This window comes from Bacillus sp. SRB_8 (genome assembly GCF_003264205.1).
GTDB lineage: Bacteria > Bacillota > Bacilli > Bacillales > Bacillaceae_G > Bacillus_A > Bacillus_A mycoides.
Map to the genome: position 1 here is coordinate 218655 of NZ_NADT01000026.1, position 25741 is coordinate 244395.

A 25741-nucleotide genomic window follows, 5' to 3' on the forward strand; every position below is an offset into this window, starting at 1 on the left:
TATGAAAGAGATTGTTTTATTGGAGGGAGCTAGGACTCCGTTCGCTGAAATTTCGGGCTCGTTCAAAGGATTAAATGCAACAGAATTAGGGGCAATTGCCGCTAAGGAAGCAATACGAAAAGCTTCTATATCTGCTGAAGATATTAATCAAGTTGTATTTGGTAATGTTCAGCAGTCTAGTAAAGATGCACATTTATTGGCAAGGCATGTTGGATTAAAAGCCGGAGCACCTACTCATGTCCCAGCTTTGACGATTAATCGTCTTTGCGGAACTGGTGTTGAATCTATTTTAACGGCAGCTCGTTATATTCTTTGCGGAGAAGCAGACGTTGCACTTGCCGGAGGAACTGAGAACATGAGCCAAGTTCCTCATGTAATACCTGGAATGAGATGGGGAAGTCCACTCGGCGGTCCGGCTTTAGAAGATTGGTTATGGGATGGTCTTTATGATACGTATGGTAAATGTACGATGGGAGAAACAGCCGAGAATTTGGCTGCAAAATATAACTTAACGAGAGAAGAAGTAGATCAGCATGCACTCTCTAGCCATGAACGAGCTCTTTTAGCAAGGGAAAAAGGATATTTAAAAGAAGAGATTGTTCCAGTAACAGTGAAAGGAAGAAAAGGAGAACAGCTTATACATGAAGATGAGCATATCCGTCATACGAGTCTAGAAAAATTAGCGAAATTAAAACCCCGTTTTGCTGAAAATGGTGTCGTAACTCCAGGTAGTGCAAGCGGGATGGTGGATGGTGCAGCGGCAGTTGTTTTAGCATCTAGTGATTATGCAAATGATAGAGGATTAAAACCGATTGCTAAGCTCATTTCTTGGGCTGTTGTTGGAGTAGAACCGAAGTATATGGGGATTGGACCGGTTCCAGCTATTCAAAGTGCATTAGAAAAAGAGAATCTAACTTTAGCAGACTTAGATTTGATTGAAATTAATGAAGCATTTTCAGCGCAGTACTTAGCTTGTCAAAAAGAATTAGGGTTCGATCTTGATAAAGCGAATGTAAATGGAGGGGCAATTGCGATAGGCCATCCACTTGCTGCGAGTGGAACAAGAATTTCTCTATCCTTAATTTATGAATTAAGAAGAAGAAATAAAAAGTATGGGGTATCCGCTGTTTGTATTGGCGGAGGGCAAGGAATTGCAGCAATTTGGGAAGCGTTGTACTAGAAAAACCAGGGAGAGTCCTTCCTGGTTTTCCTACATCGTTTGTCCTGCTATAAGTATGGGATAAAAAACGCGAGCTAGTAGGTAAGACGATAGAAAGTGAGTGAGAGAATGAAAAAGAATAGGAACTTATTAGCGGTGTATGAGCTGTTAGAATCTGTTACTTCATCTTATGGTGAAAAAGAAGCGATATATGATTTAACGAGACGAATTACATACAAACAATTGAAAAATGAAGTAGATTGTTTGGCTACTGCATTTAAGAGACTAGGAGTAAGTAAAGGAGACCGTATCGCCGTATCTCTACCAAACTGGTCCGAAACAGTAGTAATTTATTTTGCAGCAGCAAAATTAGGAGCAATAATCGTTCCTTTTAATCCAAAATATAAATCATATGAAATTGAATTTATATTGAAAAGTTCAGCTCCGAAGTTATTAATAGCATCCGGAGAATTTGAAAAGAATGTTGGTTTTGAAAAAGTACTTACTATGGTACAAAAAGCTATTACAGTACGGTTTCCGCAAGAGAATATCAGTTCCTATGAGCAGTTAATGCGTACAGAAACAATAGATATTGAACAAGTAAATATAAATGTGAATGAAGATTTGTTTTGTATATTATATACGTCAGGAACGACGGGAACTCCAAAAGGTGTAATGGTTACACACCGTGCTGTTGTACAATCTGCACAAACGATAGGAATAGAGCTGCATTGTACACAAGATGATGTATTTATTATTTCAGCACCACTGTTTCATATTTTCGGTATGGCAATTAATATGCTTTGTGCAGTAGCGATGGGAGGACGAATGATACTACAAGAAAAATTCCGTCCGCGAGAAACTTTACAATTAATTGAACAAGAAAAGGTAACCATCCAAAAAGGCGTACCAACAATGTTTATAAAAGAACTAGAATTAGAGGATTTTAATAAATATGATTTATCTTCATTGCGTGCTGGATTAGTTGGAGCTGCACCTATTCCGGCAAAAACAGTGACGGAGATACGAGAACGGATGGGAATGAACCTTTGTCAATCATTTGGGATAACTGAAACGGTTTCTATTACGATGACCTCGTATGGTGATACAAAGCAGAACATAACAGAAACTCTTGGAAAGGCTATCCCAGGAGTAACATTGAAAATTGTCGATGAAAATAGAGTAGCGCTCCCGCCAGGGGAAGTGGGCGAAATCGCAGTTAAGGGATTTGGAGTAATGAAAGGTTATTATAATATGCCTGAACAGACAAAACAGGTTTTGGATAATGATGGTTGGTATTATTCAGGAGATTTAGGCACCCTTGATCATCAAGGATATTTAAGGTTTGTAGGGCGAAAGAAAGAGATGATTATAAGAGGTGGCTTAAACGTTTATCCACAGGAGATTGAAGCAGTCATTATGAAACATCCAAAAGTAATCGAAGCTGCAGTTGTAGGTCTTCCAGATAAAGTGCTCGGGGAAGTTGCGTGTGCGGTCATACGGTTAAAAAATGGAGAAGTAAGTTCAGAAGAAGAAATGAAACTCTATCTTAAAGAGAAAATGGCAATTTATAAACTACCAGAGAAAGTGATCTTTACTGATGAATTCCCTGTAACAGCAAGTGGGAAAATTCAAAAGTTGAAACTGAGAGAACAAGTATCTTCAAATATTAGTCCAACAGTTTGATAGATAGGAGGGAAGGCATAATGGAAGAATATACTTTTCAAGTAAGGTGGGGAGACACAGATGCTGCGGGCATTGTGTACTATCCTAATTTTTATAAATGGATGGACGAAGCAACTCATGAATATTTTAAAAAAATTGGTTTTCCTTCCGCCGAACTTTACGAAGAACAACAAATTGGTTTGCCCTTACTAGAAGCAAAATGCCAATTTAAGTCACCTCTTCGTTTTGAAGATCAAGTAGTTGTGAAAAGTACTGTGAACGAATTGCATAATAAAGTTTTTACAATTCAGCATGTTTTTGTAAAAGGGGAACGGGTTATAGCTGAAGGGTATGAAACTCGTGCATGGACTTCTTTCAAAGAAAAAGCGAAAGCGCATCCAATACCTGAGGATATTCGGAAGAAGATGATGCCGGAGATAAAAACTGTAGGGAGTTAAAGAAAGAAGAGTGAGGAAATCATAATGGGAAATTGTTAATAAAGGGGAGATATTGATGGGAAAAGAAAAAAAATATGATGCCATTGTTGTTGGTGCGGGCCCGGTAGGACTTGTAGCAGGACTTGCATTACAAAAGAAGGGGATATCAACTTTAGTAATAGAGGGAGATTCATTTGGAAGACCACGTCCAGGAAGTAGAGCAATTTATTTACACAGTGCTTCGTTAAAACTACTGGAGGAGACTTCAGAAGGCCTCGGTTTCACACTTGCTCATAACGGAATTATTTGGCCTGTAAAACGAACGTTTTATAAAGGGAAAGAAGTATATGTACGAAATTACGGTAAGGATGAAAATCTTAAGTTTAACCGATTGCCTCATTTCACAGCTCTTCATCAAGATGAGATCGAAAAGCATATGTATGAGGCGTGTATAAAAGCGGGCGTTGAATTCCTTTGGGATGCTCCAGTTAAAAATTTACACATTACAGACTCTGGAGTAGAAGTAACAATCACAAATGACGAAATCTTGAAGGCGCAGTATGTAATTGGATGTGATGGAGCTCGTTCAATCGTAAGAGAGGAAGCGGGATTAAAGTTTGAAGGCCCACGCACGGCAGATACTTTTATCGTTGTGGATGCAAAAGAAGATGAAACAGATCCACTTCCTTTAGAAAGAATATTCCATTACCAGCATCCAGCTATGGAGGGAAGAAATGTAATGTTTGTTCCGTTTAAAGGCGGATGGCGTATTGATTTACAACTGCTTGAGTCAGATAATCCAGATGATTATACAAATATTGAAAGTGCTAAGAAATGGTTGCCAAAAGTAATGGATGCTAAGTACGCTGATAGGATTACATGGGTGTCTTCCTACCGTTTCCATCAAGTAGTGGCAAATTCATTTACTGACGTAAAACGTCGTGTTCTTCTAGCTGGAGAAGCAGCACATTTATTCGCCCCGTTCGGTGCACGTGGATTAAATTCTGGAGTTCCAGATGCAGTTCTTGCTGCGAGAGGTATTGAGAAAGCACTACAATCTCATTCTGAAGAAGAGCGAGTGTGCGCGATTGAAGCAGCTGCAAACGAACGCCGAATTGCAGCGAAATGGAACCGCGATGCTTCAACCACTGCGCTTCATCACCTTCAGGGAAATTCTCCTGAAATGAACATGAAACGCGACATTGCTGCCTCAATGGTATCTATCGTTCCGAGGCTTGGAAGATGGCTTGATGAGGGACCATACGGACCGAAATTTGGACCTCCTGAACTGACAACGAAATATTAAAAATATAAAAAAAATTAGATGAGTAACGTGAACAAGATGAAAGGAGCGATAAGAAATGGTTTTGTCTCAATTCATGAATGAAGAAAAGTATGGTTCTCATGCCCGTTCTACAAATGGAATGATTGAGCGGTTAATGACGATGAACTGGTATAGGAACATTGGACAGCAAAATCTAGAGGCTGAGAAGAAAATAGATCAATTTATGAGTTCTCTAAACGTTAGTGAATATGAAATCAAATGGATTTCAAGAAACCAATTACATGAGACAATCGGGCGGATTTCCTTTGAAGGTAATGCTTTATGGGGGGCACTAGCAGAAGTGCCAGATCAATTGAAAGAAAAAATTGTACGCGCTGGTAACGAAAAACTTCTTGTAGATGTAGTAGATAAAGTACCAGAAGCAATCTTTCATGGTGTTTATAAAGAAGTTTTCAAGCATTTCGGAGAGGAAAAAACAGTGAAATTTCTCGTCGGGCATGCGATGTATGTAAGTGTTCTTGCATGCGCTGCTGAATTAGCTGAAGAAAAAAATGTATTGCTGCCAATTATAGAGTTAATAGAAATGGGACATGTACCACTTGGTCCAGAAGGAAATACTTTATATCTTTTATAACAAAGAGTAAGGCTGGAAAGTTATACGTTACTATCGTTCAGGGTAGAATTTTCATTCATTTAAAGGAAAGGGAGATTACTATGAAACTTGTTACTTTTACACGTAATGGAGAAACGAGAATTGCTGCGTTAGAGAACGGGAATTTGATTGATTTACATGCTGCTTTTAAAGCGAAATTGACAAGCGAAGGAAACCTTCGGGCCGCTCAAATTGCAGAGGCGTATATACCAAAGGATATGAATGGATTTTTACAAGGTGGAACGGAAAGTATGAATTTAGCAAAAGATGCAATCGCTTATGCGCTTATGAAAAACCATGAAGATAAATTGGTTTTTGCAGAAGGTGAAGTGAAAATAGAAGCTCCAGTACCTGCGCCAGGAAAAATTATATGTGTAGGTCACAATTATCGTGAACATATTTTGGAAATGAAACGCGAATTACCTGCATTTCCAGTCATCTTTGCGAAGTTTGCCAATACAGTAATCGGTCCAGAAGATGATATTCCGTATTACCCGATTTCTGAACAACTAGATTACGAAGCTGAATTTGCTTTTGTAATCGGAAAGCGTGCTCGAAATATTTCAGAAGGAGATGCCCTCCAATATGTAGCTGGTTACACAATTGCGAATGATATTACTTATCGTGATATTCAGCGCCGTACGATTCAATGGCTTCAAGGGAAGACAGTTGAAGGAAGTGCTCCGATCGGACCATGGTTAATTACTTCAGATGAATTAACGAACCCATCTGGCTTGGAAATAGTCTTAACAGTGAATGGAGAGACACGTCAGCAATCTAATACTGCTAATTTAGTATTCTCGGTGCAATATCTCGTTTCGTTTTTATCCGGTTTAATGACACTAGAACCAGGGGATGTCATTTTAACAGGTACGCCAGGTGGTGTAGGTGTTGCACGTAATCCGCAAGTATTTCTTAAAGATGGAGATATCGTTCGTATTGAAGTTGATGGAGTAGGCGTACTTGAAAATAAAGTAAGACAAACAGTAGAGGTGCCAGTACTATGACGAAAAGCTTGCAAATCCAGGCAGCCGAGTCTGTTTATGAATCAATCGATAAAATCAAGACTATTGTTAAGTCTTTGCCAGAGGAAATCATCTATTGGAAACCTTCAGAAGATGAATGGTCAATTATGCAAATTATTACACATGTAGCGGAAGCTATCCCATATTGGGCAAAAGAAATTAACAATATTAAAGTAAACCCTGAAAACGTATGGGGCCGCGGTTTAACAGATGAAGTACGTCTACAAGCAGTATCAGAAGAGAATATAAACAAAAAATCTATAGAAGAAGTCATAGAGCAGCTGTCTTCTATACCACTCATCATAGAAAATGTACTAAACACATTAACAGACGAAGAGTTAAATATTCAGGCTCCAAGTCGTAATCCTCGTTTTAACAATAAGCCGATTGACTTTATCGTGAATCACCTCATCGTAGAACATACAGAAAAGCATTATAAACAAATCGAACGGAATTTATGTAAATTTAATGAGCAATAAAGGGGGCAAATAAAATGGCGGGAAAAAATGCTTTTTTTGAAAGTACACTCGTACAAGATTTCAATCGTGATATAGAACAATATCATCTCGGACCACTTTGGAACGCGATCCCAGATTTAATGAAACATACACCTGAGCCTCATGCACAAGCGTACCTTTGGAAATCTGAATTGCTTCAAAAGAAGTTAACGGAGGCGACACAAATATTTACACCAGACCGCGGGGGAGAACGCCGGGCCATCTACTTTCAAAATCCTGGACTTAATTATAGAAAACCTTGGGGATGGGCATCGACCACCCAAACATTATATGCAGCGGTTCAATTAATACAACCTGGAGAAACCGCTCCGTCACATCGGCATGTTCAAAATGCATTACGTTTCGTCATGGAAGGAGAAGGGGCTTACTCAATTGTGCAAGGAGAGCGTATTTTCATGGAACGAGGAGACTTTTTAACAACTCCAAATGGACTGTGGCACGGACATGGTCACACAGGTGACAAACCGATGATTTGGATGGATTGCCTTGATATTCCGACCATTTATTATCTCGGCGGTACGTTCTTTGAGCCGTATCCAGAAAAAATTGAACAGCCAAACGTGCCGGACAATTATACTGCTCAGCGTTATGAAGGTGGAATGGTTCGACCGGTTTCGGACCGATATGCAAAGAAAGCTCCACTTAGTTCCTACAAATGGGCAGGGACGGCAGCAGCGCTTAACGGATTAAGTCGTTTTGAACCAGATGCTTACGATGGTTATGCTGTTGAATATATAAATCCATCGAACGGTGAAACAGCGTGTCCAACGATTGCAGCTTGGATGCAAAAATTGCCGAAGGGATTCAAAGGAAAAGCGCATCGTCATACGCATGCATCAATCTATCATGTGCATGAAGGGGCAGGATATACGATTATTAATAGTGTTCGCTTTGACTGGTCGAAAGGAGACTTCTTTGTTGTACCAAACTGGGCATGGCACGAACACGTTGCGCTAGAAAATAGTTATGTATTTTCAACAAACGACCTGCCTATTTTAGAAAAGTTCGGGTTAGAGCGGAAACAGGAATATGAGAATAATAACGGATATCAAACGATCACTGGAGAGTTTGAACCAGCTCTACCTTGATATTGTATAAAAAAGTGCCCTCTAGTAAAGAAAATATCATACAAGAGGGCACTTTTTCTATTTGTTAATTAATAAGCCTTCAACACATGAAGTAAATAATCTTTCCGATTTAGCGGATTAAAGTCAACACGTTTTCGAGTAGGGAAGGGAGCCGTCAGCTTTGTGAAACCAGTTGGCTTTGTTATAAAGATACCTTCTCCTTCAGTAAATGAATGGAGCATTCGTTTAAAATCCTCTATTTTTGCAACAGGTAATGATCCTGTTAAATGGTAAGAATCATTATGCAACGTAGGCTCTGCAAAAGTTGCTGGAATAGCAGCAAGCTTATACATTGCGGTACTAATTGCGTGCTCCGGTACAGTTAATTCGAACTCGTTTACTGGTTCAAATGCACATGTTTCAGCGTGCTTTAAAGCATCCATTAAAACGAGTGGTGTTAAATTTCTAAAGTCACTTGCTATTGTAACAGGGCTTGCATAACCAGTATGTGTTAACGTGACGATAATGTCCGTAACTTCCCATCCGTACAAACCTTGTTTTAACGTTTGAAATACAGTATCTTCAATCGCTTTATGAAATGCTAAAGGCAATGATCCAAGCTCAACACCTAACTTATATGTTATGCCAGAATTCAGTTCACCACGTTCAACTTTGAAGCCGATTGTCGCGTAAAATGGATTCGTTTTTTCTCCCATTAATTCAGCAGAATTCCCAATGCCAATTGGTTTCTCAATACATACAACCCGCGTATTTGAGAAAGTAACCTGCAAATTATATTTCTCAAAAAGTGTTGTTTCAATTACTTCTTTTTGTACTTCCCCGAAAAGGTGAATATATAGTTCATTATGAATATCATCTTTCCACACTTTAATGAGCGGATCTTCTTCGCATAGCTCCATAAGTGCAGCGTATAGATCATGAATTCGCTCTTTAGGTACTGCTTCAATAGCAGCTTCCATTTGCGGTTCGGCAAAGTGAATATCTTTTATATAATCCGTCCACTCACCGATAATATCACCAATTTTGATATTCGTAAGTCCCCATACTTTGCAAAACTCTCCACTATGAACAGTAGAGGCTTGAACTGCATTTCCATTATGAAATATGCACATTTTTTTAATCTTTTCCTTATGTGGTAGAGACTCACTGCGCTGTATATCAACATATTTTCTAACGTGTAAACAACCAGAAAATAGTCTTACGTAAGCAATCTTTTCGCCAGAAGATTCACGTTCAATTTTAAAAACAACACCGGATAATGTTTCATCTTGTGCCGATTTAGTAGCTGGAATTAAGGCTGAAATATTTTTAAGTAATTCAGTTACTCCTATACCTGTCATTGCTGAACCAAAAAAGATAGGAAACACATTTGCTTGCAGTATTTGCTTTTCGAGTTCTTTTCTTAATAGTGCATCCGGTATTATTTCGTTATTTACATATGACTCAAGCAATGATTCGTTAAATGGTGCTAATCGTTCCATACAATCGTCATAGGATTTATATTCAATAATCCGTACTTCCTTTGTACCTTCGTTTTCTACAGAGTAGAAGGGGTATGCTTCATTTGAAAGAAGCTCTTTTATTTGTTTCACAACTTTTTCAGTATTTGCGCCACTACGGTCTATTTTATTAACAAATAATATAGTAGGTATGTTTAATTTCTGTAATGTCCGCATTAAAATCTTCGTTTGTGCTTGCACACCTTCAACGGCAGATATAACTAAAATGGCACCGTCTAAAACACGGAATGATCGCTCCACTTCAGCGATAAAATCAGCATGTCCAGGTGTATCAATAACATTTACTTTTAAATCATCAATAAAGAAAGAAACGACAGATGCTTTAATCGTAATTCCGCGTTGTCTTTCTAATTCCATTGAGTCAGTTTGCGTATTGCCACTATCTACTCGGCCAACTTCTTTAATCACATTCGTTTCATAAAGAATACGCTCAGTCAAACTCGTCTTGCCAGCATCTACGTGCGCGACAATCCCTATATTTATTGTTGTCATATATAAATCTCCTCATTTCATTTTCCATTTTCATTTCCTCATTTCTATTTGTGTATTGCCGCATTACAATCACTCTCCAGTCATTTGAATTATTACTATTATAATGTAATTTACATTTTTTGTAACGCGACAAAGCGCCTTAATTTGGAAAAAATAAAAATGAAAACAAAATGCTTGCATTCTAAATCGATATAGATTATATTAATTGACATATCAACTATTGATGCATCAAATGTTTTTTGTATTGGATGTAAAGGAGGGGTAATTTGACAAGTTCATGCTCAAAAGAAGCAATAATTTTATATAAATTACACTTTCTAAACAAAGAAGTAAGTTCAAAATTTGAAGGGTGTACGGGTATGAGTCAGTCTAGATTAGAGCTCATACTTCAGTTATATGAAGTAGATGAAATTAGTCAAAAAGCACTTCAGCAAGAAGTGAATATTGATAATGCCGCGATTACGAGGCATTTAAAACAGCTGGAAGCAAACGGAATGATTACAAGACGTAAAAATCCAGATGATAACAGAATTACGTTAGTTTCTCTTACAGAAGAGGGACGAAATAAAATTCAAGTGTATCAAGAGGAAAAAGAGCGTTTCGCTACTTCAGCATTTAAAGGATTAAGTGAAGAAGAACGCGACAATCTTTTAACGATGTTAGACCGCATTCAAGAAAATATAAAAGAACTTTAAAAAAGGGAGAATACAACTATGACTAACTCAGTAAAAACAAATGATTTTAACGAAATTTTAACAGGACGCCGTTCAATCCGTAAGTACGATCCTTCAGTGAAAATTAGCAAAGAAGAAATGACTGAAATTCTTACAGAAGCAACACTTGCACCATCTTCAGTAAACATGCAACCATGGAGATTCCTTGTTATTGAAAGTGACGAAGCAAAAGCAACACTGGCTCCACTTGCAAAATTCAATCAATCTCAAGTAGAAACATCTTCAGCGATGATTGCTGTATTTGGTGACTTAAACAACTTTGATAACGCAGAAGAAATTTACGGTACAGCAGTAGAGCGCGGACTTATGCCAGCTGAAGTAAAAGAAGATCAAATGAAAAAACTTTCAGGTTACTTCTCAATGGTTACACCAGAAGTAATGAAAGATACTGTACTAATTGACGGTGGTCTTGTAGCGATGCAATTTATGTTAGCAGCACGTGCTCACGGCTATGATACTTGCCCAATTGGTGGATTTGAAAAAGACCAAATCGCAGAAGCTTTCGGATTAGACAAAGAGCGTCACGTACCAGTTATGTTAATTTCAATCGGAAAAGCTGCTGACAGTGGTTATCCATCAGTACGTCTTCCAATTGAAAAAGTTGCTGAGTGGAAGTAATTTTATAACAAAACAGAAATAAGTGAGATATGAGAGGGGAAACACCATGATTATTATTCACGCAATATTTCAAGTAGATCCAGCAAAACAACAATCATTTTTAGAAGAAATTCAGCCATTACTTCATGGTTCAAGAGAAGAAAGTGGAAATGTATCTTACGATTTATATAAAGATACTGAAAAAGAAAGTGTTTATACGATGGTAGAAGTATGGAAAGATGAAGCAGCAGTTGCGAGTCATAATACGAGTGAACACTTCACATCTTTCGTTAGTAAAGCATCACAGTTTTTAACTGCTCCGCTTGATATAAAGGTTTATAGCGGTGAACGAGTAAAATAATATGGTTATAGAAGATGACTTTGGCGTATGCTGGGGTCATCTTTTTTATTTACTTATATTTAATTGCATGTTAATGTATACTTAATTTTTTAATATCTCTACCAATGGAAAAAGAATATACAAGCTATATGGAACTCTTTGTAGAGTATTGCTTCTTTAATTGTTCATGAGTATATCTTTGTATTATTAATATAGAATGAAAAAAGGATGCATTAGAGCTAAACGATTAACGGGTAGCATGTTAATAAAAAATTACATGAGTCTAGTAAAAACTTATAATTTATTTTTAAGGGTGTGAAAATATAATGAAACCGGTATTGAAAAGCATACTTATTTCCTTTGCTTTTTCTGCAGTAGGGATGTGTTGGTTGCTGTTCATGTTATTTAGAGGAGGCGGAGACTGGTTATTGTCTTGGATAGGTGTATTAATGGCATATTTATCTTTATACACTTTAATAGATTTATATTGTAAAAATACATACGAAAAAACATTCAATATAGTGCTTATAAAATCAACAGTTACTACCTTTAGTTTTGGAGTATTAGGAATCATATTTGGTATAATACACGAGCTATTAACACCATGGAGTCTCAGTTTAATGGTTTGGTATTGGTTGCTAACTCTACTTTTATTTTTAACGACCATAATATTATTAGTTATTTTAGTATTTGTAAATCGTAAAGATCAAAATTTCCCCGGGGTATATAGATTACTTATACTTCTAAATTTACTTCTTACGTTAGGACCAGTATTGTGGCCACTATTTCTTACTATTCTTGGAAATGGTATGAATGCTAGTGCAGGATGGTAAAACTGAATAAAGATTAGTAGTTTAAAGAAGTGAATGAAATGAAAAGTTGATATAGGGTTTTAAGTATGTAAGAGAACGTGTTCTGATAAATTGAAAACACGTTCTTTTTTATTGTTAATCTTAATATGAACTCCTTAAATTTATAAGATAATTCGATTGGGAAAAAGATATGTTACTGGAACAAACATATATGTACCTTTGAAACGAACACAATTAATGAATCATCTTAAAAATAATAAAGACGAGGTGAAATGAAAATAAGGGCAGTTAAGTGGCTGTCCTTATTTTATATGCCCTTTTTATTTTCATGCATAGCTCTTTCTCAGTTTATCGTATCAAAATTTAAACGTAAGTATTTCGTAAGGAATGGATAAGAAAAAAGAGAGTTTTATCATATAGGATTAAAGTATAACTTGAATCAATCCGATATTAATAGAAGAGAGGGAGCCTTATGAAAAAATGTAATTCAATTAAGTTAGCAAGTTTGGCAGTTTTATTAGCGGGTACTACTCTATTCACACCAGGTTTTACTGTGAAAGCAGAGTCTGTTCAAAATTTATCTAGTCCGTCACAATCACATGATCAAAAGAATCGGAATGGTTGGAAACAAGTAATGCAGGAAACAGTTCAGCTTGGAACCCCAGGAATATTAGCGAAGACGTCTAACAATGGAAAGATTAGTAGTTATACTGCTGGCGTCGCGGATTTAAATACAAAGAAAACAATGAAATCGGATTATCGTTTTCGGATTGGGAGTGTGACGAAGACTTTTACCGCTACGACTGTTCTTCAATTAGTAGGAGAAAATCGCGTGCAACTTGACGATCCAATTGAAAAGTGGCTACCGGGTCTCATTCAAGGAAATGGGTATGATGGCAATCAAATTACGATACGTCAACTTTTGAATCATACGAGTGGTATAGCTGAATACTTAAAGTCAAAAGACGCTGATATTATGAATTCGAAAAAAACGTATACAGCAGAAGAAATAGTGAAAATGGGACTTTCTCTACCCCCAGATTTTTCGCCAGGTAAAGGATGGGCGTATTCAAACACAGGATACGTAATATTGGGAATGCTTATTGAAAAAATAACTGGAAATAGTTATGCGGAAGAAATTGAAAAGCGAATTATTGAACCTTTGGATCTGTCAAATACGTTTTTACCAGGGAATTCACCCGTTATTCCAGGAAAGGATCATGCTCGTGGGTATATGAAAATAGACGAAACAAGTGAATTGAAAGACATGACGTATTATAATCCAAGTCTAGCTAATTCAGCTGGAGATATGATTTCTAATGCGGACGATTTAAATAAATTCTTTTCATCTTTACTTGGAGGTAAGTTACTGAAGGAAAAGCAGCTAAAAGAAATGCTTACTACAGTTCCTACAGGGATTAAAGAACTTGGCCATGGATATGGTCTTGGAATCTATGAGACTAAGCTTCCAAACGGTGTTTCAGTTTGGGGGCATACAGGAGGGATTCCTGGATTCACCACTTTTGCTGGGGGAGCAATTGGAGGCAAACATACATTGGCTATTAGTATTAACTCTTTAGGTGCGATTGATATTAATACGCAGTTTAATAAAATGATGCAAATTGAATTTAAGAAATAGAAAATGAATTGGATTCTGCTTTAGCTGTATATAAAAGAGGTACTTTTTCAAATTCGCAAATATGGACTTTGATGTGATTTAATCGATATTAAAACTATAGTCTTAAAAAATCCCGAATTATGAGCAAATTAGTTCTCATGATTCGGGATCTTTATGTGATATTACAGGAAAGCAAACGATGTATTTAAAGTTATTTATGCTTATAAAAGTGAATTAATTATTCTTTCCAAGGGGAATGTAAAACACAATCACAGAAGTTTTTACGTTTAAATCCAGGAAGAAGAAGTGAACATACGTCAGCTTTAATGTTACCGAAAGTAGTTTCTGGTTTATGTGCAAATCCTTCAAGGAAAGCAGGAAGAATTTTTTGTTTGAAATTATCTCGTGGGAAAGCAGTTACAACTTGTTCACGTAATTCCTCAGTGATTTCATCGTATCCATCACCCATAACATCATATCCTACTCCAGAATAGATTAATGAAACTTGTGGTTCTTTATGTTCAGCAATACCAATTGTAGTGTGTAAAGCAATTGCGTCCCAAACAAGTCTAATCGATTCATCATCCATACGATGTTGTTGAAGGAAACTACGTGCAGCATTTGCACCATCTACTTCAAATCGTTTATCTGGACTGCTGAATTCTTTAGTAAGTCCAAGGTCATGGAATAACGCACTAACATATAATAATTCTTCATCAAACTTAAGATCAGCTTTTTTTCCTTGAAGTGCACCAAATAAATAAACGCGGTTTGAGTGATTCCAAAGTAAATCATTACCGTATTCACGGAGGATTTCTTGTGCCTCTATTGCGATTTTACTATCTGGAATTACGATACCTGCAACTGTTTTTTTCATATAAGTTAGCTCCTTTTTGATTAAATGTTTTTTGAATGTAATGTTTGGCTCATGAGCTTACCTTTATTATAGAAATCATCGTTTATTTATCAATGCGATGATTTCTATATAATTAATAGATGTTATCTATGATAAATTACTCCTTTTGTAGTTTTAGATGAATGTTTGAAATTATATATTTATAGGTACATAAAGGGAATTATTTTAAGAAAGTATCGATAAAGAAGCTATTCTTGTAGTACTAGCCATGAAAAGATATAAATAATGACAATGGTCTATTTAGAGTGTGTTTCACTATTAACAGTATCTGTAATAATTAGCTCTATATCTTTTTTACATATAGAAGAATACGGCATAAATGATAGTTATATGTATGCAATAAGAAGTATTATTCAATAACATGAATTTAAGTGCAGTTTTTTACGTTCTAATTTAATGATAGATAGCATCTATGATAATTATAGAAACGATAGAATTGATAAAAGGATATGTCAGAGTTAGAATGAAGGTGCTTTACAAGACAACAAAAAACAATAGCAAGGAACTTTGTTAGAAAAAGTTTCCGTAGGAGGCGAAATAATAGTGTTTTGTAGAGTAGCCTTTACTAAGCGTCCTATTGATAAGTAAATCGGAGGGATGTATATGGATGTTTTCCATTCTGGGGAACGTGCTGTACACAATATGCTTGGTGTACAAAAAATCGCGAATACTGCTAGTGCAATGATTCAGCCAACAATGACAAAAAAATTTATGGCGTTTCTAAATGGACAAAATTCATTCATGATATCTTCTATGGATGAAAATGGGCGAGTGTGGAGTTCATTTTTAGCAGGAAAAGAAGGGATTATTCAAGCAGTAGATTGCGATTTAATTAAAATAAATGTTGGTATAAATGAAGGTGATCCATTATTCACAAATATTCTTCACAATAAAGAAGTTGGCATCATCGTAATTGATTTTGCTTCCAGGATAAGAATTCGTATAAATGGTTCGGTTGTAAACAAATTTTCGGATGGAAGTTTTGAAGTTAAAACTGAACAAGTATTTGGGAACTGTCCTAAATACATTCAGGCGAGAAATTTCACTTATAGCGAAACAGCTGTTGGCGGAACTAAGCAATTTAATAAGCTGTATACTTTAAATGAAAAACAGCAGGAATTGATTAATCAAGCTGATACTTTCATTATTGCGAGTTCCAGTTCAGAAGGGAAACTGGACATTTCCCATCGAGGTGGGATGCCAGGGTTTATTCACATTATAAGCGAACAAAAAATAGTCTTTCCTGATTACTCAGGTAATATGCTATTCAATACGCTCGGAAATATTATTGAAAATCCTAATGTAGGACTATTGTTCTTTGATTTTGCTACTGGTGACACATTACAACTAACTGGGAAAGCAAGTATCATTTGGGATGTAGACGAAAGTAGTATTTCTAAATTTCCTGGAGCTCAGAGATTAATCCATTTTCAACTAGTTGAAGCCATTCAAACAATGAATCGTAACACAAATCAGTGGGAGTTCGTAACATATTCATTTTTTAATCCAAAATAGACAAGGTGGGAAAATAATATGCAAATTCAAATTACTGTTACAGAAGCTGCTATAAAACAATTCGAAAATTTAGAGGCTAAATATCCAAATCACCTTCGATTCCTTCAATATGAAATGGGAGGATGTGGAATTCCATTAGACGGAGTATTGAGAGTTAAACTTATTAAATCAAGTATTGGCTATGAAGAAATGCAAACAAACTGGAAACCATTATATATAAACAAAGCATCTTTAGCTTTTGTTGACGACAATATAACGATAGATTTCTTTGAAGGATTTCAAATTAAAAGTTCTAATCAAACTTATAGTCATAATGTACCTTTAGAAGTTGAAGAATAAGTATTACGATTAATAAATAAAGTGAACTTAGTATAGAATGAGCGGCCTATTTTCTATAATAGACTATATAATCTTTTCTTAAAGTATGTATACCATAACATAAATAAGGAACGTAATTTTTCTTAATACATTTAATTAGGAGAAATTACGTTTTTTATGAATGAATGAAATGATAAAGGATAGGGAGGGAATCGAAGGATTTTGAGAAGTCAATTAATTAAGTAAGGAGATTATTTTTATATGGAATTAAGACAATTAGAGTATTTTATAACACTTTGTAAGGAACTGCATTTTACACGAGCGGCAGATAAATTAGGTATTACACAACCTACATTAAGTCATCAAATTAAAGCTCTCGAGGATGAAATAGGTATGCCGTTATTTGACCGATTAGGAAAGAAAATTGCTATAACGGATGTGGGATACATTTTAGCAAAGGAATGTAATACGATTTTCAATGCATTACATAATGCAAAAGAACGAATAGGTGAATTGAAAGAGATAAAGGGAGGGAAAATCGCAATTGCTACTTTACCTGGAGAGCTAACAGATTTAGTCTCAACTTTATTATTGGACTTTCATAAAAATTACCCTGAAGTAGCCGTAAAAGTAATTAGTTCAGATGAAATCTTACCGTTAATTAATGAGAATCAAGTTAATTTTGCTGTAACAATCGTTTCTTCTAACTATGTGTTTGAAGATGAGAAAATTGTAAAAATACCATTGTATAGGGAAGAGTTATTTTTAGTAGCAGCAAATAATCATCCATTAGCGAATGAAAAGGAAATCCAGTTCTCTGAATTGAAGAAGTTATCATTAATTTTGTTCCCAGAAAGCCATGAATGTAGAAAGTTATTAAATTATACATGTGTTCCGCAGCAAATTTCGCTGGATCCAATTATTGAGACATCTAGTATCGATTCGTTGTTCGATTTAGTAAGAAGTGAATTTGGGGTAACAATTGTGTCTAAAACTTTATTAGATCTTAATGAAGAGAGTGATTTGTTAGCTATTCCAATTGTAAATCCAAATATTAGTCGGGAAGTAAGTCTTATTTTACGTAAAGATAAATTTATCGGATTTGGAACGAGAAACTTTATTGAATTACTTACAAATGAAATTATCAAGTTAGGTTTTCCTATGTCAGAACAAAGTAAAAAACAAATCCGTGCATTAACTAATGAATAATTCAATTTCCAGTAACTATCGTTGAATGATAGATGGTATCAATAATTATGATAGAAAAAGCTACATTGCTCTATATTGCTACGGATTTATAATTTAATTAAAGCTTAAAACTTTTGAGTTTACAAAGGATTAAGAGAAATTAGTTAAGATGAAAGCAGGTAAAAAAATGTGTGGCTATGTAGGGTGTATGTATAATACTGTAAGAGATTATTCGGAATGTGAAATAAAACAATTTGAAAATATGACGAAGCTTTTATACCACCGAGGTCCAAACGCTGAAGGGTATTTTCGTGATGAGCATATACAATTTGGATTTAGAAGATTAAGCATTATTGATTTGGATGGAGGACATCAACCATTAACGTATGAAAATGAACGTTATGTACTTATGTTTAACGGTGAAATTTATAATTATATAGAATTACGTGAAATGTTACAGGAGCAAGGAGCAAGTTTTGCTACTCAATCAGATACGGAAGTTATTGTTGCGTTATATGCTCAGGTAAAAGAAGAGTGTGTAAATTACTTTCGTGGTATGTATACTTTTGTTATTTGGGATCGGCAAGAGAAAAAATTATTTGATGCACGCGACCATTTCGGTATTAAACCACTTTATATTACAGAAGAAGGAGGTGCAACATTCTTTGCATCTGAAAAGAAAAGTATAATGTATGCAATGCAAGATAAAGGTGTTAATCCAACTTCTTTACAACATTATTTTACATATCAATATGCACCTGAACCAAATACGTTAACGACGGATATTCATAAAATTGAACCTGGTCATTATTTCGTGAAAGAAGTTGGTAAGGAGATGGAGATACACCGCTATTGGAAGCCATATTTCAATGCTTCAAACGCAACGAAAGAGGAGCATATTCAAGCGATTCGTGATGTATTATATGATTCAGTAAAAATACATATGCGTAGTGATGTTCCAGTAGGTTCATTCTTATCTGGTGGAATTGATTCATCTATTATTGCTTCAATTGCTAAAGAAATGAATCCGAATCTCTTAACATTCTCTGTCGGTTTTGAGCACCGTGGTTTTAGTGAAGTAGATGTGGCGAAAGAAACTGCTGAGAAGCTAGGTTTGAAAAACTATAGTGTAACCGTAACAGCAGAAGAATTTATGAATGAATTCCCTAAAATTATGTGGCATATGGATGATCCATTAGCGGATCCAGCAACAGTACCACTGTACTTCGTTGCTAAAGAAGCGCGTAAACATGTAACTGTCGTACTTTCTGGTGAAGGTTCAGATGAATTATTTGGTGGATACAATATTTATCGTGAACCGAACTCTTTAAAAATGTTTTCTTACATTCCAGCTCCAGGGAAAAGGGTGTTAAAATCTTTAAGTGGAGCACTAAAAGAAGGATTTAAAGGGAAAAGTTTTTTAGAACGTGGATGTACACCGATTGAAGATCGTTATTATGGAAATGCGAAAATTTTCCGTGAAGAAGAGAAAATGGAATTCATGAAGTATTACAATGAAAATATAAAATATACGGACATTACAAAATCATTGTATACTGAAAGTAAAGACTACGATGATGTAAGTAAAATGCAGTATATAGACATGTTTACATGGTTACGCGGAGATATTTTATTAAAAGCGGACAAAATGTCTACAGCTCACTCGTTAGAATTACGAGTTCCATTTTTAGATAAAGAAGTTTTTCGCGTTGCATCTAACATACCAACAGAATTGAAAATTGCAAATGGTACTACGAAAGCAATATTACGTGAAGCAGTACGTGGAATTGTTCCAGATCATGTATTAGATCGTAAAAAACTAGGGTTTCCAGTTCCAATCCGTCACTGGTTAAAAGACGAGATGTATGAATGGGCTGTTAACATTATTAAAGAAAGTAAAACAGAACATGTAATCGATAAAAATTACGTATTAAACTTATTAGAATCACATTGCGCAGATAAAGGTGATTATAGCCGTAAAATATGGACAGTACTAGCATTTATGGTATGGCATCAAGTATATGTAGAACATAAATACGATACAGGTGTATTTCAAAGTGAAAGCCAATCTTATAGCTTAGTATAAAAATAAAAAGGATGTCAGTTGCATGACATCCTTTTTATTGTGGATCAAAGAGGTACATGTAGAGTTCTGAAAATTGTTATTTTTACAATCATTCCATATAATGAAAGGTATAGGGGTATCTATAGGGGAGTTATGAATAGAAAATACTTTAGTTAGTTAAATATTTCTCGTTTTAACCAAAATAATTATGACTTGATTTGGAGTTGAATACAGTGGAACAAAATCATTTTAAATGGACTAACAAGCAATTACGAGAGCATGTTGAAGTATTAGATGGCACAAGAAGCCCACACATATTATTAAAGAATGCAACATACTTAAATTCTTATTTGCGTGAGTGGATGCAAGCAAATATTTGGGTATATGATGACCGAATTGTATACGTAGGAGGAAAATTACCAGAGCAACTACATGAATGTGAAGTTATTGATTGCGAAGGGCAGTATGTAGTTCCTAGTTACATAGAACCGCATGCACATCCATATCAATTATACAATCCAGAAACTTTAGCAAATCATGCGATGCAATTTGGGACAACAACTTTTATTAATGATAATTTAACTTTATTTTTCACATTACAACGTGAAGAAGCATTTCGTTTATTAGATGAATTTAAAAAGATTCCAGCAAGTATGTATTGGTGGTGTCGTTTTGATGGGCAGACGGAGCTGCAAAACGGGGAATCTTTATTTAATAGTGAAGAAATAATAGAATGGTTAAAGCATGAAGCGGTTCTTCAAGGCGGCGAGTTAACAGCGTGGCCAAAACTATTACATGGCGATGATGAAATGTTAAATTGGGTGCAGGAAACAAAACGATTACAGAAAAAAGTAGAAGGACATTTTCCCGGAGCATCTGAAACAACTTTAGCAAAGTTAAAACTATTAGGTACGGATTGTGATCATGAAGCGATGACAGGGCAAGAGGCGTTAACTCGGCTCATGCAAGGTTATACTGTTTCTCTAAGAAACTCTTCTATTCGGCCGGATTTAGAAGTTTTACTGAAAGAACTATTGGAATTAGGTGTGAAACAATTTGATAGATTCATTTTCACAACAGACGGTTCACATCCGTCATTTTATGAAAACGGAATGACAAATATGATGATAGAAATAGCGATTAAGCAAGGAGTTCCAGTAATAGATGCTTATCATATGGCAAGTTATAATATTGCTCGTTATTATAATATGGAGCATTTACATGGTTCGATTGCCACAGGTAGAATCGCCAATATTAATATTTTGGAAAGTAAAGAAAACCCGGCACCAATTAGTGTAATAGCAAAGGGGAAATGGGTGAAGCGTGACGGAGTAAACAAAAATAAATCATTACATATAGACTGGAGTGAATTTAAAGTAACTCCATTATCATTAGACTGGTCCATAGAAAAAGAGGATATGATTTTTTCTGATAAAACGGGTATACACTTGTTAAACAATGTTATAACAAAACCATATGTTAACGAAATCGACTTAGATTGTGAGGAACTTTCCATGGAACATGATGAATGTTTCCTTATGATGATTGCTCGTGATGGCACTTGGCGAGTGAATACAGTTGTGAAAGGTTTTGCGAATGGATTAGGAGGTCTTGCTAGCTCTTATTCCGGTACAGGTGACATAATTCTTATTGGAAAAAGGAAAGAAGATATGCTTACAGCTTTTCATAGAGTAAAAGAGCTAGGTGGCGGTATGGTAATAGCGGAAAGAAATGAAGTGTTACACGAAATTGCATTACCATTGCTCGGGATTATGTCCGATTTAAAAATGAGCGCATTAATACATAAAGAGAAAAAGATGGTGGAATTACTACAAGAGCGAGGATACGCTTATAACGACCCATCATTTACGATTTTATTCTTTTCTGCGACGCACTTGCCTTTTATAAGGGTAACACCTATAGGATTATATGATGTGAAAAGTAGTAAGGTACTTGCTTCGCCGGAAAATTTAATAAACCAATATTAAAAGGAAAGGTCCTATAAAAAGTATATTTTATAGGACCTTTCACATTCCTAGCATAAGAATATCTTAAGCCTCAAATAATATAGTATCTAAATTACTTGAGGTGATGTTTAAATATGAAAAAACTATTGTATGTTTTAAGTATATTTATTTTGTGTGTATCTATTCAACAGGTTGTACATTCTCAAACAGATGTACCAAGGCTTTCTTCGGATTGTCTGGAAGAAAGTAAAATACGTGATGAAAAGTATGTGAGAAATATAATGAAGGATATTCAATCCGCTTTTAATTTGAAGATTGATGAGAGTGGGTTTATGGAAGTCAGTAAAAGAGATTTAGACGCTGCACACTTCATGTATGGTGGACGGGAAAATGATACTTATTATAATTCGTTAACTAAAGCTTTTGAAAGTGGTGGATATAGAGGAGAGCCTAGGTTGTTTGTAAAGCCGCTTGAAGCATTTTTACTTTATAAAGAAATAGACGATACAAATGTTATGAAACATCTTAAACTTGAAAAAGGGGAGTGGATCGTTACCGAAACGAAAAAGAAGCCAGGAAAAATAGTGGAATACAAAACGTTACAATGTGAAAAAGATTATCTGAAAAAGAGAAATGAATAACAAAATACTTATTAATGCTGTTTTTATCAAACGATATTTTCTGTTGATTTGAAATAGGAAAAGGTAAACAAACATATTAGCTTTATGTAATATGTTTGTTTACCTTTTTTTGAGAGATTTAAAAATTTGGGATGTTGTTAGTTGAAAATTATTTACTGGCTAATGAACATAACATTCAATGAATTTATTCTTCATAAAAATTAGATTTTGTGTCAAAAGATTTATACAGTGCTGAACCATCTATGTATATTTTATTCTACAGTATTAATAAAAGAATGTTGGCTATTCATAAGAAATAGCATTGGCACAGTTTTTGCTTGTATTAAATGTAAGGAAGGGGAATTGTATGTAAGGAATCTGTATTCGTAATAGTATAAAACAAGCTACTATTGCATCATTGATCATACTTGTATTTATAGCGGAACTGTAAATACATACAAATAAGTATGTTCTGGTTTTAATATTCTGAATTTTCTTTAAAATTATTAGGGGGCAATGGTATGGTTAAATATTCGAAAATTTCTAAGCTGATTCTTGGTGTGGGACTAGTGACAATATCATGTAATGGTTTGCAAATTCAAGCAGAGACAAAAGAGAAAAATGTGAAGAGCGTATTACAAATGGAGCCGGTAGGAATACAGAAATCTGTTGATGAGTTGGCGCACTCTTCAACAGTACAAGAAAATGCATCTTTTACAAAACGGTTAAAGTTATCGGATTTATCGCAGCGTCCGCTAGCACCAAACGAGGATGTTAAACCGTTAGCTGAAGAAAAAAAGTATTCGATGGCTGAGTTAAATCAATTAAGTAACAAACAATTAACTGATCTTCTTGTGACGATTAAATGGTATCAAATCCCGGAGTTATTTCAGTTTAATAGTGATAGTCTCAAGTTCTATCAAGATGATAGCCGAATGCAAGCAATCATTAATAAACTAGCAGAACAAGGTCAAACTTATACGAAAGATGATTCAAAAGGGATTGAAACGTTAGTAGAAGCTCTACGTGCAGCATTTTATTTAGGTTTTTACCATGATGAATTAAGCAAACTAAATGAGCGTAGCTACCATGATAAATGTTTACCGGCTTTAAAAACAATTGCAAAAAATCCGAATTTCAAACTTGGTACATCAGAACAAAATAAAGTTATTTCATCATATGGGAAATTAATTGGAAATGCATCGGCTGATGTTGAAACGGTTTTATATGCAGGTGAAATTTTTAAACAATATAACGATAATCTTGCAACTTTCATTGAAGACCGAACGAAAGGAGACGCTATTTATGAGTTGATGAAGGGAATTGACTTTGATATTCAGACGGATATGTACACGACTGGAAAAGAGCCAAAAGATACGATGTGGTATCGCAATATTGATAACTTTATTAATGAAGTAAATCGTTTTGCACTAATTGGTACTGTAACAAATAAAAACGGATGGTTAATTAATAATGGAATTTACTATGCTGGTCGATTAGGCAAGCTTTATAGTACACCAACAAAAGGCCAGCAAGTTGTTACAGAAGCGATGCGGATTTATCCACATTTAGGGGAGCAATATTTTGTTGCAGCAGAACAAATTACTACAAATTACGGAGGAGTAGATGCGAACGGAAAAACAATAAGTTTAGATCAAATTCGAGAAGAGGGTAAAAAGAAATATTTACCGAAAACGTATACGTTTGATGATGGAGCTATTGTCTTTAAAACAGGGGATAAAGTTAGCGAAGAGAAAATTAAACGTCTATACTGGGCGGCAAAAGAAGTACGCTCTCAATTTTATCGTACAGTTGGTAGTGATAAACCACTTGAAAGTGGACATGTTGATGATGTGTTAACGATGGTTATTTATAATAGTCCAGATGAATATCAATTTAACCGTCAATTGTATGGATATGAAACGAATAATGGTGGAATGTACATTGAAGGAACGGGAACTTTCTTTACATATGAACGTACACCAGAGCAAAGTATTTATAGTTTGGAAGAATTGTTCCGCCATGAATTTACACACTACTTACAGGGAAGATACGAGGTTCAGGGATTATGGGGCCAAGGGGAAATGTATCAAAATGAACGTTTAACATGGTTTGAAGAAGGGAATGCAGAGTTTTTTGCAGGTTCAACGCGATTAGATAGTGTAGTACCACGAAAAAGTATAATTGGTGGATTATCTTATGATCCTGCAAAACGTTATACAGCAGCACAAACATTAAATGCGAAATATGGAACGTGGGATTTTTATAACTATTCGTTTGCATTGCAATCATATATGTATAATAACCGTCCTGAAATGTTCGATAAAGTGCATGATTTAATTCGTGCAAATGATGTTTCAAGTTACGACGCATATCGTTCTACATTAAGCAAAGATAATAAATTAAATGAAGACTATCAATCTTATATGCAAATGCTTATTGATAATCGCGATAAGTATACAATTCCACAAGTATCAGATGAGTACTTAGCGCAGCATGATCCAAAATCGATTTCGGATGTTACATCAGATATCACAAATGAGGCAAAGTTAAAAGATGTGAAGGTAACAAAAAATAAATCACAATTCTTTAATACATTTACACTACAGGGGACATATACAGGAAGTGCGGCAAAAGGAGAAATTGAGGACTGGAAAGTGATGAATCAAGCAACAAATGATATGTTGAAACGTCTTTCAGGAAAAGAGTGGACTGGATATAAAACATTGACTGCTTATTTTGTAAATTACCGTGTTAATAATGCTGGACAATTTGAATATGATATTGTATTTAGCGGAGTGAATACGGAAGAAGGTACGGCTGTAGAAAAAGAACCGAATAATTCATTTGATACAGCGAATCCACTATCTTTGAACACTTTATTAAGAGGAAACTTAAGCGATCAAGATCAGGGGGATAAATTTGTTATCGATGTAAAGGATCAAAAAGATTTACAGATTTCTGTTACGAACGAACAAAACCTTGGAATGAACTGGGTATTATATTCTGAATCAGATCTAAATAATTATGTAGCTTATGCAACTAAACGTGATGGAAACAAATTGCTTGGAAATTATAATGCGAAGCCAGGGAAATATTACTTAAGTGTATATAAGTATGGCGGTGGAACAGGGAATTATACAGTGCAAGTAAAATAATTTACTATAGTTTGTTTTGAAAGGCTACTTATCGCATTTTTTAGTTAAATAA

22 protein-coding genes are annotated in these 25741 nt (G+C 35.2%); 20 read left to right on the forward strand and 2 right to left on the reverse strand.

What is annotated here, in order from left to right:
- The first annotated feature begins 1 nt into the window (after position 1).
- The 8 genes from B5P40_RS22885 (at position 2) to B5P40_RS22920 (ending at position 7829) form a co-directional block, all read left to right on the forward strand.
- Entirely contained in the window at positions 2 to 1180 is a 1179-nt protein-coding gene (locus tag B5P40_RS22885) for an acetyl-CoA C-acetyltransferase (RefSeq protein WP_113709944.1), read from the forward strand.
- A 108-nt stretch (positions 1181 to 1288) separates the two neighbouring features.
- Positions 1289 to 2845, forward strand: coding sequence for a class I adenylate-forming enzyme family protein (locus B5P40_RS22890; RefSeq protein WP_078175734.1), 1557 nt, complete (start codon positions 1289 to 1291; stop codon positions 2843 to 2845).
- A 20-nt stretch (positions 2846 to 2865) separates the two neighbouring features.
- On the forward strand, positions 2866 to 3282 hold the full coding sequence (locus B5P40_RS22895; protein ID WP_078175733.1) for an acyl-CoA thioesterase: 417 nt from the start codon (positions 2866 to 2868) through the stop codon (positions 3280 to 3282).
- 55 nt (positions 3283 to 3337) lie between these two features.
- Positions 3338 to 4567, forward strand: coding sequence for an FAD-dependent oxidoreductase (locus tag B5P40_RS22900; protein ID WP_078175732.1), 1230 nt, complete (start codon positions 3338 to 3340; stop codon positions 4565 to 4567).
- A 55-nt stretch (positions 4568 to 4622) separates the two neighbouring features.
- On the forward strand, positions 4623 to 5180 hold the full coding sequence (locus B5P40_RS22905; protein ID WP_078175731.1) for a hypothetical protein: 558 nt from the start codon (positions 4623 to 4625) through the stop codon (positions 5178 to 5180).
- 80 nt (positions 5181 to 5260) lie between these two features.
- Positions 5261 to 6205, forward strand: a complete 945-nt coding sequence (locus B5P40_RS22910) for a fumarylacetoacetate hydrolase family protein (RefSeq protein WP_078175730.1) — start codon at positions 5261 to 5263, stop codon at positions 6203 to 6205.
- On the forward strand, positions 6202 to 6702 hold the full coding sequence (locus B5P40_RS22915; RefSeq protein ID WP_113709945.1) for a DinB family protein: 501 nt from the start codon (positions 6202 to 6204) through the stop codon (positions 6700 to 6702). Before B5P40_RS22910 ends, B5P40_RS22915 begins: the two co-directional genes overlap by 4 nt.
- Before the next feature lie 14 nt (positions 6703 to 6716).
- Positions 6717 to 7829: a cupin domain-containing protein gene (locus B5P40_RS22920; protein ID WP_113709946.1), complete on the forward strand. Its 1113-nt coding sequence runs from the start codon at positions 6717 to 6719 to the stop codon at positions 7827 to 7829.
- Positions 7830 to 7897: 68 nt separating this feature from the next.
- Here the strand turns inward: B5P40_RS22920 and B5P40_RS22925 are convergent, their stop codons facing one another.
- Positions 7898 to 9841 (reverse strand): elongation factor G, encoded by a 1944-nt coding sequence (locus B5P40_RS22925; protein ID WP_113709947.1) that lies wholly within the window; start codon positions 9839 to 9841, stop codon positions 7898 to 7900.
- 266 nt (positions 9842 to 10107) lie between these two features.
- Between B5P40_RS22925 and B5P40_RS22935 the strand changes: the two genes are divergently transcribed.
- The 5 genes from B5P40_RS22935 to B5P40_RS22955 all read left to right on the forward strand — a co-directional run bounded on the left by B5P40_RS22935 (position 10108) and on the right by B5P40_RS22955 (position 13963).
- Complete coding sequence (locus tag B5P40_RS22935) at positions 10108 to 10536, forward strand: MarR family winged helix-turn-helix transcriptional regulator (RefSeq protein WP_000204168.1); 429 nt, start codon at positions 10108 to 10110, stop codon at positions 10534 to 10536.
- 18 nt (positions 10537 to 10554) lie between these two features.
- A complete protein-coding gene (locus B5P40_RS22940; protein WP_000185377.1) occupies positions 10555 to 11193 on the forward strand; it encodes a nitroreductase family protein in 639 nt (212 codons plus the stop codon).
- Between the two features lie 46 nt (positions 11194 to 11239).
- Positions 11240 to 11533: a putative quinol monooxygenase gene (locus B5P40_RS22945; protein ID WP_113709949.1), complete on the forward strand. Its 294-nt coding sequence runs from the start codon at positions 11240 to 11242 to the stop codon at positions 11531 to 11533.
- A 305-nt stretch (positions 11534 to 11838) separates the two neighbouring features.
- Positions 11839 to 12345, forward strand: a complete 507-nt coding sequence (locus tag B5P40_RS22950) for a DUF3902 family protein (RefSeq protein WP_113709950.1) — start codon at positions 11839 to 11841, stop codon at positions 12343 to 12345.
- Between the two features lie 451 nt (positions 12346 to 12796).
- The gene (locus B5P40_RS22955; RefSeq protein WP_113709951.1) at positions 12797 to 13963 is read left to right on the forward strand and encodes a serine hydrolase domain-containing protein; all 1167 of its coding nucleotides are present in this window, start codon (positions 12797 to 12799) and stop codon (positions 13961 to 13963) included.
- A 217-nt stretch (positions 13964 to 14180) separates the two neighbouring features.
- On the opposite strand, the gene B5P40_RS22960 is transcribed toward B5P40_RS22955, so the two are convergent.
- Positions 14181 to 14819 (reverse strand): HD domain-containing protein, encoded by a 639-nt coding sequence (locus B5P40_RS22960; RefSeq protein ID WP_088292134.1) that lies wholly within the window; start codon positions 14817 to 14819, stop codon positions 14181 to 14183.
- 642 nt (positions 14820 to 15461) lie between these two features.
- Between B5P40_RS22960 and B5P40_RS22965 the strand changes: the two genes are divergently transcribed.
- From B5P40_RS22965 to colA, 7 genes are all read left to right on the forward strand, one after another.
- Entirely contained in the window at positions 15462 to 16373 is a 912-nt protein-coding gene (locus B5P40_RS22965) for a pyridoxamine 5'-phosphate oxidase family protein (protein WP_181462959.1), read from the forward strand.
- Positions 16374 to 16391: 18 nt separating this feature from the next.
- Entirely contained in the window at positions 16392 to 16712 is a 321-nt protein-coding gene (locus B5P40_RS22970; RefSeq protein WP_113709953.1) for an iron-sulfur cluster biosynthesis family protein, read from the forward strand.
- Between the two features lie 240 nt (positions 16713 to 16952).
- Positions 16953 to 17900, forward strand: coding sequence for a LysR family transcriptional regulator (locus B5P40_RS22975; RefSeq protein WP_113709954.1), 948 nt, complete (start codon positions 16953 to 16955; stop codon positions 17898 to 17900).
- A gap of 166 nt (positions 17901 to 18066) precedes the next feature.
- Positions 18067 to 19965 carry an asparagine synthase (glutamine-hydrolyzing) gene (gene asnB, locus B5P40_RS22980; protein WP_113710075.1) on the forward strand — a complete coding sequence of 633 codons (1899 nt, stop codon included), beginning with the start codon at positions 18067 to 18069 and terminating at the stop codon, positions 19963 to 19965.
- A gap of 212 nt (positions 19966 to 20177) precedes the next feature.
- The gene (locus B5P40_RS22985) at positions 20178 to 21932 is read left to right on the forward strand and encodes an adenine deaminase C-terminal domain-containing protein (RefSeq protein ID WP_113709955.1); all 1755 of its coding nucleotides are present in this window, start codon (positions 20178 to 20180) and stop codon (positions 21930 to 21932) included.
- A gap of 113 nt (positions 21933 to 22045) precedes the next feature.
- Positions 22046 to 22552: a hypothetical protein gene (locus B5P40_RS22990; RefSeq protein WP_002032903.1), complete on the forward strand. Its 507-nt coding sequence runs from the start codon at positions 22046 to 22048 to the stop codon at positions 22550 to 22552.
- A 500-nt stretch (positions 22553 to 23052) separates the two neighbouring features.
- Entirely contained in the window at positions 23053 to 25689 is a 2637-nt protein-coding gene (gene colA, locus B5P40_RS22995) for a collagenase ColA (protein WP_012261185.1), read from the forward strand.
- Positions 25690 to 25741 lie beyond the last annotated feature (52 nt).

What these genes read in the sequence shown, in the direction of transcription:
- B5P40_RS22905 (WP_078175731.1), top strand. Translation starts at nt 4,623, where the DNA reads ATGGTTTTGTCTCAATTCATGAATGAAGAAAAGTATGGTTCTCATGCC.
- B5P40_RS22950 (WP_113709950.1), top strand. Translation starts at nt 11,839, where the DNA reads ATGAAACCGGTATTGAAAAGCATACTTATTTCCTTTGCTTTTTCTGCA.
- B5P40_RS22915 (WP_113709945.1), top strand. Translation starts at nt 6,202, where the DNA reads ATGACGAAAAGCTTGCAAATCCAGGCAGCCGAGTCTGTTTATGAATCA.
- colA (WP_012261185.1), top strand. Translation starts at nt 23,053, where the DNA reads ATGGTTAAATATTCGAAAATTTCTAAGCTGATTCTTGGTGTGGGACTA.
- B5P40_RS22970 (WP_113709953.1), top strand. Translation starts at nt 16,392, where the DNA reads ATGCAAATTCAAATTACTGTTACAGAAGCTGCTATAAAACAATTCGAA.
- B5P40_RS22895 (WP_078175733.1), top strand. Translation starts at nt 2,866, where the DNA reads ATGGAAGAATATACTTTTCAAGTAAGGTGGGGAGACACAGATGCTGCG.
- B5P40_RS22960 (WP_088292134.1), bottom strand. Translation starts at nt 14,819, where the DNA reads ATGAAAAAAACAGTTGCAGGTATCGTAATTCCAGATAGTAAAATCGCA.
- B5P40_RS22965 (WP_181462959.1), top strand. Translation starts at nt 15,462, where the DNA reads ATGGATGTTTTCCATTCTGGGGAACGTGCTGTACACAATATGCTTGGT.
- B5P40_RS22885 (WP_113709944.1), top strand. Translation starts at nt 2, where the DNA reads ATGAAAGAGATTGTTTTATTGGAGGGAGCTAGGACTCCGTTCGCTGAA.
- B5P40_RS22925 (WP_113709947.1), bottom strand. Translation starts at nt 9,841, where the DNA reads ATGACAACAATAAATATAGGGATTGTCGCGCACGTAGATGCTGGCAAG.
- B5P40_RS22890 (WP_078175734.1), top strand. Translation starts at nt 1,289, where the DNA reads ATGAAAAAGAATAGGAACTTATTAGCGGTGTATGAGCTGTTAGAATCT.
- B5P40_RS22990 (WP_002032903.1), top strand. Translation starts at nt 22,046, where the DNA reads ATGAAAAAACTATTGTATGTTTTAAGTATATTTATTTTGTGTGTATCT.
- B5P40_RS22910 (WP_078175730.1), top strand. Translation starts at nt 5,261, where the DNA reads ATGAAACTTGTTACTTTTACACGTAATGGAGAAACGAGAATTGCTGCG.
- B5P40_RS22955 (WP_113709951.1), top strand. Translation starts at nt 12,797, where the DNA reads ATGAAAAAATGTAATTCAATTAAGTTAGCAAGTTTGGCAGTTTTATTA.
- B5P40_RS22900 (WP_078175732.1), top strand. Translation starts at nt 3,338, where the DNA reads ATGGGAAAAGAAAAAAAATATGATGCCATTGTTGTTGGTGCGGGCCCG.
- asnB (WP_113710075.1), top strand. Translation starts at nt 18,067, where the DNA reads ATGTGTGGCTATGTAGGGTGTATGTATAATACTGTAAGAGATTATTCG.
- B5P40_RS22945 (WP_113709949.1), top strand. Translation starts at nt 11,240, where the DNA reads ATGATTATTATTCACGCAATATTTCAAGTAGATCCAGCAAAACAACAA.
- B5P40_RS22920 (WP_113709946.1), top strand. Translation starts at nt 6,717, where the DNA reads ATGGCGGGAAAAAATGCTTTTTTTGAAAGTACACTCGTACAAGATTTC.
- B5P40_RS22940 (WP_000185377.1), top strand. Translation starts at nt 10,555, where the DNA reads ATGACTAACTCAGTAAAAACAAATGATTTTAACGAAATTTTAACAGGA.
- B5P40_RS22975 (WP_113709954.1), top strand. Translation starts at nt 16,953, where the DNA reads ATGGAATTAAGACAATTAGAGTATTTTATAACACTTTGTAAGGAACTG.